This window comes from Lentzea cavernae (genome assembly GCF_014653695.1).
GTDB lineage: Bacteria > Actinomycetota > Actinomycetes > Mycobacteriales > Pseudonocardiaceae > Lentzea > Lentzea cavernae.
The window spans coordinates 342230-355849 of the sequence record NZ_BNAR01000008.1; the positions used below are offsets into that span (position 1 = coordinate 342230).

15 protein-coding genes and 2 tRNA genes are annotated in these 13620 nt (G+C 69.7%); 10 read left to right on the plus strand and 7 right to left on the minus strand.

Annotated elements, in window-relative coordinates:
• Positions 1-76 precede the first annotated feature (76 nt).
• Positions 77-2638 carry an aminopeptidase N gene (gene pepN, locus IE307_RS26885; protein ID WP_191302123.1) on the minus strand — a complete coding sequence of 854 codons (2562 nt, stop codon included), beginning with the start codon at positions 2636-2638 and terminating at the stop codon, positions 77-79.
• Positions 2639-2799: 161 nt separating this feature from the next.
• Here pepN and IE307_RS26890 point away from each other — a divergent pair, with 161 nt between their 5' ends.
• From IE307_RS26890 to IE307_RS26910, 5 genes are all read left to right on the plus strand, one after another.
• Positions 2800-3408 carry a mycothiol-dependent nitroreductase Rv2466c family protein gene (locus IE307_RS26890; protein WP_191302124.1) on the plus strand — a complete coding sequence of 203 codons (609 nt, stop codon included), beginning with the start codon at positions 2800-2802 and terminating at the stop codon, positions 3406-3408.
• Positions 3409-3466: 58 nt separating this feature from the next.
• The gene (locus IE307_RS26895; protein ID WP_191302125.1) at positions 3467-4312 is read left to right on the plus strand and encodes a DNA-3-methyladenine glycosylase family protein; all 846 of its coding nucleotides are present in this window, start codon (positions 3467-3469) and stop codon (positions 4310-4312) included.
• A 513-nt stretch (positions 4313-4825) separates the two neighbouring features.
• On the plus strand, positions 4826-6178 hold the full coding sequence (locus IE307_RS26900; protein WP_191302126.1) for an aldehyde dehydrogenase family protein: 1353 nt from the start codon (positions 4826-4828) through the stop codon (positions 6176-6178).
• A 41-nt stretch (positions 6179-6219) separates the two neighbouring features.
• Positions 6220-7434, plus strand: a complete 1215-nt coding sequence (locus IE307_RS26905) for a GNAT family N-acetyltransferase (protein ID WP_191302127.1) — start codon at positions 6220-6222, stop codon at positions 7432-7434.
• A gap of 57 nt (positions 7435-7491) precedes the next feature.
• Entirely contained in the window at positions 7492-8220 is a 729-nt protein-coding gene (locus IE307_RS26910) for a hypothetical protein (RefSeq protein ID WP_191302128.1), read from the plus strand.
• 57 nt (positions 8221-8277) lie between these two features.
• Here the strand turns inward: IE307_RS26910 and IE307_RS26915 are convergent, their stop codons facing one another.
• The gene (locus tag IE307_RS26915) at positions 8278-9078 is read right to left on the minus strand and encodes an Fpg/Nei family DNA glycosylase (RefSeq protein WP_191302129.1); all 801 of its coding nucleotides are present in this window, start codon (positions 9076-9078) and stop codon (positions 8278-8280) included.
• A complete protein-coding gene (locus IE307_RS26920; RefSeq protein WP_191302130.1) occupies positions 9078-9539 on the minus strand; it encodes a ribose-5-phosphate isomerase in 462 nt (153 codons plus the stop codon). The genes IE307_RS26915 and IE307_RS26920 overlap by 1 nt, the downstream gene beginning before the upstream one ends.
• 27 nt (positions 9540-9566) lie before the next feature.
• Here IE307_RS26920 and IE307_RS26925 point away from each other — a divergent pair, with 27 nt between their 5' ends.
• Together IE307_RS26925 and IE307_RS26930 are read left to right on the plus strand one after the other, a co-directional pair.
• Positions 9567-10232 (plus strand): 2-phosphosulfolactate phosphatase, encoded by a 666-nt coding sequence (locus tag IE307_RS26925; protein WP_191302131.1) that lies wholly within the window; start codon positions 9567-9569, stop codon positions 10230-10232.
• Positions 10229-10837 (plus strand): MBL fold metallo-hydrolase, encoded by a 609-nt coding sequence (locus IE307_RS26930; protein ID WP_191302132.1) that lies wholly within the window; start codon positions 10229-10231, stop codon positions 10835-10837. The genes IE307_RS26925 and IE307_RS26930 overlap by 4 nt, the downstream gene beginning before the upstream one ends.
• Here the strand turns inward: IE307_RS26930 and IE307_RS26935 are convergent.
• From IE307_RS26935 to IE307_RS26945, 3 genes are all read right to left on the minus strand, one after another.
• Entirely contained in the window at positions 10834-11208 is a 375-nt protein-coding gene (locus IE307_RS26935) for a histidine triad nucleotide-binding protein (RefSeq protein ID WP_191302133.1), read from the minus strand. The two genes, IE307_RS26930 and IE307_RS26935, sit on opposite strands and share 4 nt — an antisense overlap.
• A 174-nt stretch (positions 11209-11382) precedes the next feature.
• Positions 11383-11718: a VOC family protein gene (locus IE307_RS26940; protein WP_191302134.1), complete on the minus strand. Its 336-nt coding sequence runs from the start codon at positions 11716-11718 to the stop codon at positions 11383-11385.
• Positions 11715-12014: a winged helix-turn-helix transcriptional regulator gene (locus tag IE307_RS26945; RefSeq protein ID WP_229905090.1), complete on the minus strand. Its 300-nt coding sequence runs from the start codon at positions 12012-12014 to the stop codon at positions 11715-11717. The genes IE307_RS26940 and IE307_RS26945 overlap by 4 nt, the downstream gene beginning before the upstream one ends.
• A 57-nt stretch (positions 12015-12071) precedes the next feature.
• On the opposite strand from IE307_RS26945, the gene IE307_RS26950 reads away from it, so the two are divergent.
• Entirely contained in the window at positions 12072-12620 is a 549-nt protein-coding gene (locus tag IE307_RS26950; protein ID WP_191302136.1) for an NAD(P)-dependent oxidoreductase, read from the plus strand.
• A 51-nt stretch (positions 12621-12671) separates the two neighbouring features.
• Here IE307_RS26950 and IE307_RS26955 read toward each other — a convergent pair.
• Positions 12672-12742: transfer RNA gene (locus IE307_RS26955), tRNA-Gly, on the minus strand.
• A gap of 63 nt (positions 12743-12805) precedes the next feature.
• Between IE307_RS26955 and IE307_RS26960 the strand changes: the two genes are divergently transcribed.
• A tRNA-Pro gene (locus IE307_RS26960) sits at positions 12806-12879 on the plus strand.
• Positions 12880-13054: 175 nt separating this feature from the next.
• Positions 13055-13585, plus strand: a complete 531-nt coding sequence (locus tag IE307_RS26965) for a hypothetical protein (RefSeq protein ID WP_191302137.1) — start codon at positions 13055-13057, stop codon at positions 13583-13585.
• Positions 13586-13620 lie beyond the last annotated feature (35 nt).

Here is a 13620-nt window from a genome sequence, read left to right on the forward strand (position 1 = left end):
ACCTCCCCAGGCCGCCCGAAGCTACGCGAAAGCCCCGCAACGCGCGAACGCATTGCGGGGCTTCCACTTCAGCTCGTCAGGAGCGGTCGAACTCCTGCGCGGCGAGCGCGCGCACGATGCCCGCCCTGCCCTCGGACACCAGGCGGCGCAGGGCCGGCGGGTGCTCGTCGGCCAGCCACGCGTCCGCGGCCTCCACAGTGGACTTCGCGATCGACCACGCCGGGAACATGCCCACGACCATCGACTGCGCGCGCTCGGAGGAGCGGCGGTCCCACACACCCTTGACGTCGGCGAAGTAGCGCTCGACGTACGGCGCGAGCAGTTCCTTCTGACCGGGGTGCGAGATGCCCGCGATGATCGCCTCGCTGACCGCGTTGGGCAGGTCGTCGTCGTTCACGGCGCGGTCCCAGGCCTCGTCCTTCGCCGCGGTGGTCGGGCGCAGGGCGCGCGTCGACTGCGCACGGCGGTGGCCGGTGGAGGTCGGGTCGCGCTCCTCCTCGGCGTTGATCTCCGGCAGGTCCGCCCTGCCGTGCGCGACGAGCGCCTGCAGCAGGCGCCAGCGCAGGTCGGTGTCGACGTCGAGGCCCTCGAGGACCGCGGAACCGTCGTACCAGCCGCGCAGGACGTCCACAGTGGAGTCGTCGAGCACCGACGAGGCCAGCGCGTTCACGAACGCCAGCTGGTGGTCGGAACCCGGCTCGGCCGCCTGCGCCAGTTCGAGGGCCTTGGCGACGAACCGGCGCCAGCCCTCCGCGCGCCACGAGTCGTCCGCGTAGGACGACAGCGAGGTCTGGGCCTGGAGCAGAAGTCGTTGCACCACACCGACCTCGGTCTCGGAGCCGAGGCCGCCGAGCACCAGGTCGACGAAGTCGCGTGCCTTCAGCTCGGCCTCGCGGGTCATCTCCCACGCGGCCGACCAGCACAGCGTGCGCGGCAGCGGCTCGGCGATGTCCGAGATGTGGTCGATCAGCGCGGCCAGCGAGTCGGGGTCCAGGCGCATCGTGCAGTACGTGAGGTCGTCGTCGTTGACCAGCACGATCTTGCCGCGGTGCACGCCGACCAGTTCGGGGACCTCGGTGCGGTCGCCCGTGACGTCCAGCTCGTGGCGGTGCGTGCGGACGAGCTTGCCGGAGCCGTCGTCGTCGTAGACGCCGATCGCGATGCGGTGCGTGCGCAGCTCGCCAGCACCCGGACGCGCGCCGCCCTGCAGCACGGCGAACTCGGTGAACTTGCCGTCGGCGTCCACGGTGAACTTGGGGCGCAACAGGTTCAGGCCCGTCGTCTCCAGCCACTGCGCGCTCCACCACGACAGGTCGCGGCCCGACGCCTCCTCCAGCGCGCCCAGCAGGTCGGCCAGCGTGGCGTTGCCCCAGGCGTGCTTGGCGAAGTAGACCCGCAGGCCCGCCAGGAAGTTCTCCAGCCCGACGTACGCGACGAGCTGCTTGAGCACCGAGGCGCCCTTGGCGTAGGTGATGCCGTCGAAGTTGACCTCGACCGCCTGCACGTCGGAGATGTCCGCGGCGACCGGGTGCGTGCTCGGCAGCTGGTCTTGCCGGTAGGCCCACGACTTCTCGATCTTCGCGAACGTCGTCCACGCCTGGCGGTACTCGGTGGCCTCGGCCTGCGCGAGCACGGACGCCCACGTGGCGAACGACTCGTTCAGCCACAGGTCGTCCCACCAGCGCATGGTGACCAGGTCGCCGAACCACATGTGCGCCATCTCGTGCAGCACGGTCTCGGCGCGGCGCTCGTAGAGGTAGCGGGTGACGCGGCTGCGGAAGACGTAGTCCTCGAGGAACGTGACGCAGCCGGCGTTCTCCATCGCGCCCGCGTTGAACTCCGGCACGAAGCACTGGTCGTACTTGCCGAACGGGTACTGCACCCCGAACGCCTTGTGGAAGAACCCGAAGCCCTGCTTGGTCTCGGTGAACAGCCGCTCGTGGTCCATGTGGGGAGCGAGCGAGGCACGGCAGTAGATGCCCAGCGGGATCGTGAAGTCGCCCTCGACGAACTCGTCGCGCCACTCGGCGTACGGACCGGCGACCAGGGCCACGATGTAGGTCGACATCGGCTTGGTGGTGGCGAACGTGTGCACGTCCGCACCGCCCTCGCCGGGCTCGGTGGCGGTGATCTCGCCGTTCGAGATGACCTTCCAGTCGTGCGGCGCCGTCACCTTCATGGAGTAGACGGACTTGAGGTCGGGCTGGTCGAAGCACGCGAACATGCGCTTGGCGTCCGCGGTCTCGAACTGCGAGTACAGGTACACGCCGCCGTCGACCGGGTCGACGAACCGGTGCAGGCCCTCGCCGGTGTTCATGTACCGGCAGTCGGCCTCGATGGTGAGCTCGTTGGTCTCCGCGAGGTCCGGCAGCTTGACGCCGTCCTCCTCGCGGTAGTCGGAGACGTCGATCTCGCTTCCGTTGAGCACAGCGCGGTGCACGGTCGCCGCCACGATGTCGATCCACGAGGAAGCACCCGGAGTCCGGCTGCGGAACACCACGGTGGTGGTGGAGCGGAACGTGTCCGTACCCGGCTTTCCGCCGCCGTCGGTCAGGTCCAGCTCGATCCGGTAGGACTCCACTTCCAGCAGCTCAGCACGGTCCTGAGCCTGGTCGCGGGTGAGGTTGGGCGCGGCCACTGGTCACCTCGTCTGCCACGCGTTTGGTTACGCGCTGACGTCGTCGGGAATGGTTATGACTCCCGCATCCAATCACGGAACCGGCACACGGGAAGAGATGACGGGGTGATCTGGTTGGGCTGATGGGGCGATAACCGCTCACAGTGACTTAAGGGGCACGCATGACCGACAAGGCGAAGGTCGAGTTCTACTTCGACCCTCTCTGCCCGTTCGCCTGGATCTCCTCCCGCTGGATCCTCGAGGTGGAGAAGGTCCGCGACATCGACCTGAGCTTCCACGTGATGAGCCTGTCCGTGCTGAACGAGGGCCGTGACCTGCCCGAGCAGTACAAGGAGCTCATGACGCACGGGTGGGGTCCCGTCCGCGTCGCCATCGCCGCCGAGCAGAAGTTCGGCAACGAGGTGCTGCCGAAGCTCTACACCGCGCTGGGCACGCGCATCCACAACGAGGGCAAGAAGGACTTCTCCGAGGTCATCCCGCTGGCCCTCGAGGACGCCGGCCTGCCCGCCGAGCTCGCCGAGGCCGCGACCTCGACCGAGTACGACGAGGCGCTGCGGGCCTCGCACCACCGCGGCATGGACCCGGTCGGCATGGACGTCGGCACGCCGACCATCCACATCGACGGCGTCGCGTTCTTCGGCCCGGTGCTGACGAAGATCCCGCGGGGCGAGGAGGCGGGCACGATCTTCGACGGCGCCCGGCTGCTGGCCGGCTACCCGTACTTCTTCGAGCTGAAGCGCACTCGGACGGGTGACCTGGACTTCAGCTGAGGTCTCCCGGGCTCCTCGGCCGAGTTTTCTGTCGGGGGTGCTCGCTAGCGTTTTCGACATGGCAGACCACCGCGTCGAAATCGCAGTCCAGGGGCCCTGGTCCCTGGCGACCTCCCGTGCTTTCTGGGAGGGCTTCACACCGTCCGCGTTGCCCGCGCACTCGAGCGAGGCGCTGCGGGCGGTGTTCCTGGTCGAAGGCGAGTGGCGCCGTGCCGCGGTCTCCGTGACCCAGCACGGCGCCACTGCCGTCCTGTCGCTGTCCGGCACCGGCGATCTCGACCTGGCCGCGGCGCAGGTGTGCCGGTTCCTGTCGCTGGACGTCGACGGGCGGGCGTGGCCCGACGTCGGTGCGCGAGATCCCGTGATCGCCGAGGCCCAAGCCTCGTTGCCCGGCTTGCGTCCTTGCGGGTTCTACTCGCCGTACGAGGCGGCGGCGTGGTCGGTGCTGGCGCAGCGGGTGCGGATGTCGCAGGCGGCCGCGCTGAAGGCTTCGCTGCTGCGGGACGGCGTGTTCCCGGCCCCCGCGGAGCTGCTGGCGCTCGACCTGGACCTGCCCGGCCGCAAGGCCGAGTACCTGCGGGCCGTGGCCGAGGCCGCCCTGGAGGGCCTGCTGGACGGCGTGACGCTGCGCGCCATGAAACCGGCGGCCGCCGTGCTGGCGGTGCAGCAGGTCAAGGGGCTGGGACCGTTCGCGGCCGAGCTGGTCGTGCTGCGCGGGGCGAACGCTCCGGACGCCGTGCCGCACAACGAGTCCCGTCTCACCGACGAGGTGGCGGAGCGGTACGGCAGACCGTTGGCCGAGGTGTCCGAGGCGTGGCGGCCGTATCGGACGTGGGCGTCGGTGCACCTGCGCGTGCTGCGGGAGCGGCGGCTGGGAGGTGCGATGGCGGCTGCGGTCCGGTGAGCCTTCCATAGGCCCGTGGCTCCTTCTTGACTGCTTTCGCTCAAGGCCCATGTCCCTCTCGGGCCCGTGCCTTGTCCTTGGCAGTCTCACCCGGAGCCTGTGGTCTCATCCTTGGCTGCCTCACCCGGAGGTCCGCGTCCTCTCGCAGCTGCTTCCGCACGCCCGGCGCCTCCCGGCCGTTTTCCTCGCACCGGGTGCCGTCCTGCTGCTTTTCCCGCACCGGGCGCGTCCCTGCCGCTTTCTTCACGCCCGGCGCCTCTCCGCTGCTTCCGCACGCCAGACGCCTCTCGCTGCCGCTGCTTCCACACCCGCTTCTCGCTGCCGCTGTCCTAACCAACCCACGCCTCACGCCGCCGCTTTCCCTTCCGACCCTCGCGCCCCTTCCTCTCCAACCGGCGCCCCACACCACCCCGAAGTCCCACCGCCCACTACTCCGACGTGACCGCCGCCAGCGGATGTGACAGGCTGGCGAGTTGTCAGCGCAGTGGTGTCACATCCACCTGGAGGGCTCTCGTGATCGAGGTCGTCAACCCCGCCACCGAGGAAGTCGTCGGCACGCTCGCCGAGGGCACACCGGCCGACGTCGACGCGGCCGTCGCCGCAGCGGTCAGGGCCTTCCCGGCCTGGTCGGAGACCTCGGTGGACGAGCGGGCGAAGGCCGTCCGGGCGATCGTCGACGGCCTGCGCGACCGCGCGGACGAGCTCGCGGCGACCATGACCCGGGAGATGGGCACGCCCCTCACCTTCAGCCAGAAGGTGCAGGTCGCGAACCCGATCGCCATCGCGGAGGGGGTCGCCGCCGTGCTGGAGGACGGGTACTTCGAGCCGGAGGAGATCGGCAACTCGCTGGTCTTCCGCGAGCCGGTCGGGGTCGTCGCCGCCATCACGCCGTGGAACTTCCCGCTGCAGCAGATGATCGCGAAGGTCGTTCCGGCGCTCGCCGCGGGCAACACCGTGGTGCTCAAGCCGAGCGAGCTCGCGCCCGGGACCGCCGACCTGCTCGCCGAGATCATCACCGCGGTCACCCCGGCCGGGGTGTTCCAGCTCGTCCACGGCACCGGGCCGGTGGTCGGCGAGGCGCTGGCCGCCCACGAGGACGTGGACATGGTGTCGTTCACCGGGTCCACGAAGGCCGGGCGGCGGGTGTCGGCCGTGGCCGCCGAGACGGTCAAGCGGGTGGCGCTCGAGCTGGGCGGCAAGTCGGCGTGCGTCGTGCTCGACGACGCCGACCTCGGGAGGGCGGTGAAGATCGCGGTCGCGAACTCGTTCATGAACAACGGTCAGGCGTGCAGCGCGTGGACCCGGCTGCTGGTGCCCGCTGAACGTCACGACGAGGCCGTCGAGCTGGCCGTCCAGGCGGCGAAGAAGTACGTCTCCGCCGACCCGGCCGAGCCGACGACCCGCATCGGGCCGGCGGTGTCGAAGGCGCAGCGCGATCGTGTGGTCGCCTACATCCGCAAGGGTGTGGAGGAAGGTGCGACGCTCGCCGCCGGCGGGCCCGAAGCCCCTCTGCCGCAGGGCTTCTACGTCACGCCGACGGTGTTCGGTGGCGTGACGCCGGAGATGACGATCGCGCAGGAGGAGATCTTCGGGCCGGTGCTGTCGGTCATGCCGTACACCGACGAGGACGACGCGGTGCGGATCGCGAACTCCACCATCTACGGGCTGGCGGGTGCCGTGTTCTCCGCGGACACCGACCGCGCCCTGCGTGTCGCCAGGAAGCTGCGCACCGGGCAGGTCGACATCAACGCGGCCGCCTTCAACACCAGCGCGCCGTTCGGCGGCTACCGGCAGTCGGGCACCGGCCGCGAGTTCGGGCGGTTCGGGCTGGACGAGTTCTGCGAGGTCAAGTCCGTCCAGCGGTAATTGGGCTGCGAGTCGCGCCGCACCCGCGTATCACTGCGGGCATGGCTGACTCGGCGTTGAGCATCCGGACCATCACCGAATCCGACCTCCCGGAGTTCCAGGGGGTGATGGCCTGGGCGTTCCTCGGCGACCCCACGGCGGAGGACAGCAGATGGCTCAAGGTCCTCGAACCGGACAGGGCGCACGCGGTGTTCGACGGCGACGAGATGATCGGCACCGCCGGGATCCTGAGTCGCGAGATCACGGTTCCCGGTGACCGCCAGGTGCCGGCGGGCGCGGTGACGGTGGTGGGGGTGAAGCCCGGCCATCGGCGTCGTGGCGTGGCGTCGTTGCTGATGAAGACGCAGCTGCACGGCATGCACGAGAACGGTGAGGCGCTCGCGATGCTGTGGGCGTCCGAAGGCTCGATCTACCGCCGGTACGGCTACGGCGAGTACACGACGAGCATCGCCATGCTCACCATGCCGACGCGTATGCCGTTTCATCCCAACGTGCACATCAGTGACGCACGAGTTCGTCAGGTGTCGCGGGAAGAAGCGCTGCCGGTCATGCGCGAGTTCTACGAACGGGTGTGGCGCACGAAGGTCGGCTGGTTGAGCCGCGTCGAGCACACCTGGGACGTGCAGCTCGGGGACCGCGAGGTCGACCGGGGCGGGCTCACGTCCTACCGCTACTGCCTGCACCCCGAGGGTTACGTGGTGTTCCGGGTCAAGTACGAGGGCGACCCGACCGGCCCGGCCAACGAGCTGCACGTGCGCGAGCTGGTCTGCGAGACGGATCAGGCCTACGCCGACCTGTACCGGTTCGTGCTGGACATGGACCTCGCGTCGAAGGTCTCCTTCTACACCGCCTGGGACGACCCGATCCTGCACATGGTCGACAACCCGCGGAAGGTCCGCCGCGAGGCCTCCGACGCGCTTTGGGTGCGGATCGTCGACGTCGACCGTGCGCTTCCGCTGCGCGCGTATTCGTCCGATGTGGACAGCGTGCTGGAGGTCGAGGACTCGTTCTGCCCGTGGAACTCCGGCCGTTGGCGCTTCACGGTCAAGGGCGGTGAAGCGACGGTCACGCGCACCGAGGACTCGGCGGATGTGTCATTGGACGTCGCCGCGCTCGGCAGTGCTTTCCTCGGCGGTGCACGGCTTTCCGTGCTCAGGCATGCACACCGCGTGGTCGAGCACACGCCAGGACACGTGGACGCGCTGACGATGGCGTTCCTCGGCACACGTGAGCCACATTGCCCCGAGGTGTTCTGACGGAACTCACGGCCGTGGTCGCTCGTTGACCGATTACCTGCTGTGGGAGGTAAAGCCGTGGGCACCATCGTGTGGGTCGTAGTGCTGGTACTGCTGGTCGCGGGTGTGTTCTACCTGGTCAGCCAGAGCAACGCGCGCAAGGCGCGGGAGCTCGACGACGCCAAGGCGGAAGCGCGCCGGTGGGTCGAGCGGCTGGGCGGGCAGGTGATGAGCCTCACCGGCAGCAACGCCGCCGCGACGCAGGCCATGGCCGACGCGTCCGAGCGCTTCACCGCCGCCGGTTCGCAGATGGAGCAGGCCCGCACGATCCCGCAGGCCAAGCTGGTCACCGAAACCGCGATGGAAGGCCTGCACTACGTGCGCGCGGCCCGGCAGGCCATGGACATGGACCCCGGCCCCGCGCTGCCCGAGAGCGCGGCCCAGAAGCAGGCCGGTGCCGTCAGCGAGGACCGCCAGGTCAGCGTCGAGGGCCACCAGTACGCCGCGTCGCCGCAGTCCGGTTCGGGCACGCCCTACTACTACCCCGGTGGCATGGTCGCCGGACGTCCGGTGCCGCGTGGCTGGTACTCCGAGCCGTGGTGGAAGCCCGCGCTCGTGGCCGGCGCATGGGGCGTGGGCACGTTCCTGCTGATGGACGCCATGTTCTCCGGCATGCACGGTGTCGGCGACTACGGCATGGGCGACATGGGCATGGGCGACGCCGGCATGGGGGACATGGGCAGCGTCGCCGACGCGGGCGACGCCGGAGGCTTCGACTTCGGCGACATGGGCGGCTTCGACTTCTAAGTGCTCATCAACTGAGCACTTTCCAGCCGCACCTCCAAAGCCACCCCACCCCAAAAATCAGGGCTGACAGACAGGGCACCAGAAGAGGTTGCGAGCGGCCAGTTCGGTGGTCAGCACCTCGGTGCCGCAGACGAAGCACGGCTCCCCGGCACGGCGGTAGACGTACACCTCACCGCCGTGCCGATCCATGCGCGGCGCACGGCCCATGGCGCGGGGCATGTGCTCGCGGCGCACGGTGTTGATCTGCCCGACCTTCACGCCGTCCTTCATCAGCACGACGAGGTCGGCCCAGATCGCGTCCCACAGCTCCCGGCTGACCTTGTTCCCGGGCAGCAGCGGGTTCACGTTGTGCCGGAACAGCACCTCGGCGCGGTAGACGTTGCCGACGCCCGCGAGGACGCTCTGGTCCATCAGCAGCACGGCCAGCGACTGCTTCGACCGGATGATCCGCTCGTAGGCGCGGTCCGGGTCGGCGTCGCGGCGCAACGGATCTGGCCCGAGCCGGTCGCGGATCGCCTTGGCCTCGGCCTTGTTCAGCACCTCGCACGCCGTCGGGCCGCGCAGGTCCGTCCAGTGCGTCTCCCCGGTCATCCGCATGCGGACCTGGCCCACGGGCAGCAGGACCGGCAGCGGCGACTCGGTGAACGTGCCGTACAGGCCGAGGTGGACGTGCACGATCGCGTCCGGGCCGTACACGTGGAACAGGTGCTTTCCGTGCGCCTCGGCGCGGACGAGCTTCCGTCCGTCCACGAGGGACGCCGCGAAGCGCCCCTGCGGACTGGAGACGGACACGAGCCTGCCCGCGTACCGGCGCTGGTGCAGCCGCGCGAGGCGGTGCAGCGTGTGGCCCTCGGGCATCAGGCCTTGGTCTCGTAGGCACTGACCTGGTCGATGCGGCGCTGGTGGCGCGGCTCGCCGGAGAACGACGTCCGGAGGAACGCCGACACGATCTCGGTCGCCTCCTCGGTCGTGTGCTGGCGAGCGCCGATGCCGACGAGCAGGGCGTCGTTGTGCTGGCGGGCGAGCTGCGCGGTGTCGACGTTCCACGCCAGCGCGGCGCGAGCGCCCTTCACCTTGTTCGCGGCGATCTGCTCGCCGTTGCCCGAGCCGCCGATCACGACGCCGAGGGCGTCCCCGCCACCGGCGCGGTCGGCCACGACCTTCTCGGCGGCGTCGACGCAGAACGACACGTAGTCGTCCTGGGCGTCGTAGGAGTGGGCACCGACGTCGACGACCTCGTACCCCTGCTCGGTGAGGGCCGTGGACAGGTGGGACTTCAGCTCGAAGCCCGCGTGGTCTGCTGCCAGATAAACGCGCACGTCACGGAGTCTGGCACGCTGGGGCGCGTGTTCAGCCAGGAGGGGTACCGGCTGCGGCTGGAGTGGGGGCCCGAGGGCGTCGAGGCGCTGAGGGACTGCGACGTGCTGGTCGTCGTCGACGTGCTGTCGTTCACGACGTCCGTCGACCTGGTGGTCGGCAACGGTGGTCAGGTGCGGCCGTCCCGGTGGAGACCCGCCTCCGGCCGGACGCTGCGACCGGCGTCGCTCGTCGGCGCGACGGGGCTGGTCGAGCTGCCGTCGCCGAACGGCTCGAACCTCTGCACCCTCGCCGGCCAGACCGGAGCCCACGTGCTCGCGGCGTGCCTGCGCAACGCCGAGGCGGTCGCGCGGCGGGCGCGGGAACTGGGCGAGACCATCGGTGTCGTTCCCGGCGGCGAACGGTGGGGGCTCGACGTCCTGAAGTCCGGCCCGCGCGAGTTCGGACCGCTCCGGCCGTGCGTCGAGGACCACCTGGGCGCGGGCGCGGTGCTGGCGGCGCTGAACGGCACGGCGTCGCCGGAGGCCCAGCTCGCGGCCTCGGCGTTCCGGCACACCGACGTCGTGACCGCGGTGCGGGAGTGCGGGTCGGGGCGGGAGCTGATCGAGAACGGTCACGCCGCCGACGTCGCCCTCGCCGTCGAGGTCAACGTGAGCAGCGCGGTTCCCGTCCTGGTCGACGGGGTGCTGAGGTGATCGAGATCGCGGACGGCGTGTTCGTCCGGCGGCACACCGAGCTGGACCTGACCCTCGGCCTCGTCACCGGGGCGGGCGAGTCGCTGCTCGTGGACTCGGGCATGGACCCCGCGTGGGCGTGCGAGGTCCGTCCGTCGCGGATCGTGTTGACGCACAACCACTTCGACCACGTGCTGGCGACCGAGGCGTTCCTGCCGTGCGAGGTGTGGGCGCACGAGGACTGCGTTGTGGACGACAGCCTGCTCGCCGAACGCGCCCGGTACTACGACGACCCGTTCGAGGGCAGGCTCGTCGCGCCCACGCACACGTTCCGCGACACCGTCACCCTGGACGTCGGCGGCCGCCGCGTCGACCTGCACCACTTCGGCCCCGCGCACACCTCGCACGACGTGGTCGTGCACGTGCCGGACGCCGGTGTCGTGTTCGCCGGCGACCTGGTGGAGCAGGGCGCTCCCGCCCAGGCAGGTCCGGACGCGACGCCGTCGAACTGGCGCCACGTCCTCGACCGGCTGCTGGAGCTGGACCCGCGGATCGTCGTGCCCGGCCACGGGAACCCGGTCGACGCCCGGTTCGTGCGGGAGATGGCCGTTCCAGAGCAGGGCTAGCCGGGAGGCCAGGTGAGGCCGCGCCCACCGAGGACGTGGCAGTGCACGTGGAAGACGGTCTGCCCGCCGTCCCTGCCTGTGTTGAAGACGAGCCGGTACCCGGACTCGTCGACCCCCTCGGCCTTCGCGACCTGGTGCGCGGTGGCGAGGATCTCGCCCGCGAGCGCCGGGTCGACGTCGCCGATCGCCGTGTGGTGTTCCTTGGGGATCACCAGCACGTGCGTGGGCGCCTTGGGGTCGATGTCGCGGAACGCGAGCGTCGTGTCGGTCTCCGTCACCACGGTCGCCGGGATCTCGCCCGCGACGATGCGGCAGAACAGGCAGTCGGTCACGCCCGCATCGTATTGGTACCGATGGACCCTGTCGTTCATGCCCGCCGACGATGAATCATGGCCGCGTGAAGGGCGCCAATCTGCGGGTGATCGTGCGGTGCCTCATCAGTTTCGCGATCGGCGTGCTGCTCGTGGTCCTCGCGATCCGCTTCGGTGAGGCGCTCTGGCGCGCCGTCCACTAGTTCCCCCGGCTTCCTCGAAGCCGCTGGGTGCTCAGCGCACGAAGCAGAACTCGTTGCCCTCCGGGTCGCGCATGACCTGGAAGCTGCCCTGCTCGTCCGTGACGACCACGCCTTCGCGGGTGGCGCCCAAGCTGACCGCCTTCACGACCGCGGCCTCGATGTCGTCGACCTCGAAGTCGAGGTGCAGCCGGTTCTTCACGTCCTTGCGCTCCGGCACCGGCTGGAACGACATCCGCACGCCACCGGGCGGTTCGACGTGCGCCCACCCGAGTTCGCGGTTCACCGGCTCACCCCCGAGCAGCTCCGCCCAGAACCGGACGAGCTTGCCCGGGTCGTTGCTGTCGACGACGATCTGCTGCAGCCTCACGTATCCACCAGGTTCTCTCGGGCCCAGTCACAACACAGGTCGAGCAGTCCGAGCACCTTGCGCCCCCGCGCGGTCAGCTCGTACTCGACCCGCGGCGGGTTCTCCACGAACACCTCGCGCGAAACCGTCCCTTCGCGCTCCATCGCCCGCAACGTCTCGGCGAGCACCTTCGGCGTCACCCCGGGCATCTCGGCCCGGACCTGGGTGAACCGGCGCCTGCCGTCCTGCAACGCCCGCAGCACGTGCGCGGTCCACTTGTCACCGATCCGGTACGGCAGCTCGTGCGTGCATTCCACCTGCTCACCCCCGATATCGTTGCGGGAACCGGCCACCAGGACCCTACCTTCGCGCCCATGGCGAAGATCGTTGTTTTCGGAGCATCCGGCAAGGCGGGCAGGCAGATCGCGGCCGCGGCAGAGGCCCGCGGCCACGAGGTGACCAGGATCGGCCGCGACCCCGGTGTGCGGGCGGAAGTGGCAGCAGGCCACGACATCGCGGTGAGCGCCGTGGTCGACCTCTCCCGCGACCCGGCCGAGTTCTACGCGGAGGTGTCCCGCGCACTGGTCGAGTCCGGCGCAGGCCGGATCATCGTGATCGGCATCTACACCCTCATGGAGACCGCACCGGGCGTGCGCGTCATCGACACCCCGGACTTCCCGGCCGAGTTCAAGCCGTTCTGCCTGGGCCACGCGGCGGGCGTCGACGTGCTGGCCGCCTCCGACGCCGACTGGCTGGTGATGAGCCCCGCGGGCAACTTCGGCGGCACGCCCACCGGTCGCTACCGCCTGAGCGCCGTCGACCCGTCCGACGAACTGACCTACGAGGACTTCGCCCTGGCCGTGGCCGACGAGATCGACCGCCCCGCACACCAGCGCACCCAGATCGGCGTCGCATCCGCGTGACCTGACTCACGAGAAAGGCCCGAGTGCGCGACGCACTCGGGCCTTCGTCAGAGCGGGCGACGGGAATCGAACCCGCGTAGCTAGTTTGGAAGACTAGGGCTCTACCATTGAGCTACGCCCGCATGCCGCCCCTCTTCAGGGGCTGCAGGCACTACCTTAGCGGGTGGCGGTAAGCTGGTTGCAACCGGGGCGTGGCGCAGTTTGGTAGCGCACCCGCTTTGGGAGCGGGGGGTCGCAGGTTCAAATCCTGTCGCCCCGACGGTTGTCAGTACGGATCAGGGCCGGCATCTCCGCTTGGAGTGCCGGCCCTGATCCGTACTCATCCACTTAGGTGCCATTGGCGGTGAATCCGCCTTGTCCAGTCACATGTCCTGCTGCGGGCAGGAGGGGACACGCCGGGTAACGATCGACCTTCGCTCGACGAAGGATCTCCCATGAACCGCATTGCCGCTGGTCTCCTCGCCGCTACCTTGCTCACCGCGACCGCGTGCGGCTCACCGGCGACAAACAGCCCCACCGGCACGGCCGATGCACCGGTCGCCCCGGTCGAGAACAAGCCCGCGACGCCGAAGACAGCTGAGGAAGTCACCAATGCGCTGGCGCAGAAGGTTCCCAGTCTGAAGCTGACCAAGGTCTTCACGCCCGAGGACGACCCGAACAAATTGCTCGGACGACCGAATGGCTACACGTCCAAGACCGCGTTCACCGACACCCGCATCGCCGAAGAAGGTGAAGTGGCGATCACCAAGGAGAACGACACCCTTCGGGGCGGAGGAGTTGAGGTGTTCGCCGACGCGGCCGCGGCCAAGGCTCGCATGGACTACATCCAGTCCTTCGGCAAGCAGACGCCGATGCTCGCCGAGTACGACTACGTCGCCGGGGGCGTGCTGGTCCGGGTGTCGAAGCAGCTGACGCCGACTCAGGCCAAGGAGTACGAGACCGCACTCGCTGGAATCTTCGGCTAGGGCCAGCCGCACAGACCGTTCTCGCGCGCGGCAGG

Coding starts and splice junctions, on each gene's coding strand:
- IE307_RS26890 (WP_191302124.1), top strand. CDS start 2,800: ATGACCGACAAGGCGAAGGTCGAGTTCTACTTCGACCCTCTCTGCCCG.
- IE307_RS26895 (WP_191302125.1), top strand. CDS start 3,467: ATGGCAGACCACCGCGTCGAAATCGCAGTCCAGGGGCCCTGGTCCCTG.
- IE307_RS26905 (WP_191302127.1), top strand. CDS start 6,220: ATGGCTGACTCGGCGTTGAGCATCCGGACCATCACCGAATCCGACCTC.
- IE307_RS26915 (WP_191302129.1), bottom strand. CDS start 9,078: ATGCCCGAGGGCCACACGCTGCACCGCCTCGCGCGGCTGCACCAGCGC.
- IE307_RS26935 (WP_191302133.1), bottom strand. CDS start 11,208: ATGAACGACAGGGTCCATCGGTACCAATACGATGCGGGCGTGACCGAC.
- IE307_RS26950 (WP_191302136.1), top strand. CDS start 12,072: ATGGCGAAGATCGTTGTTTTCGGAGCATCCGGCAAGGCGGGCAGGCAG.
- IE307_RS26965 (WP_191302137.1), top strand. CDS start 13,055: ATGAACCGCATTGCCGCTGGTCTCCTCGCCGCTACCTTGCTCACCGCG.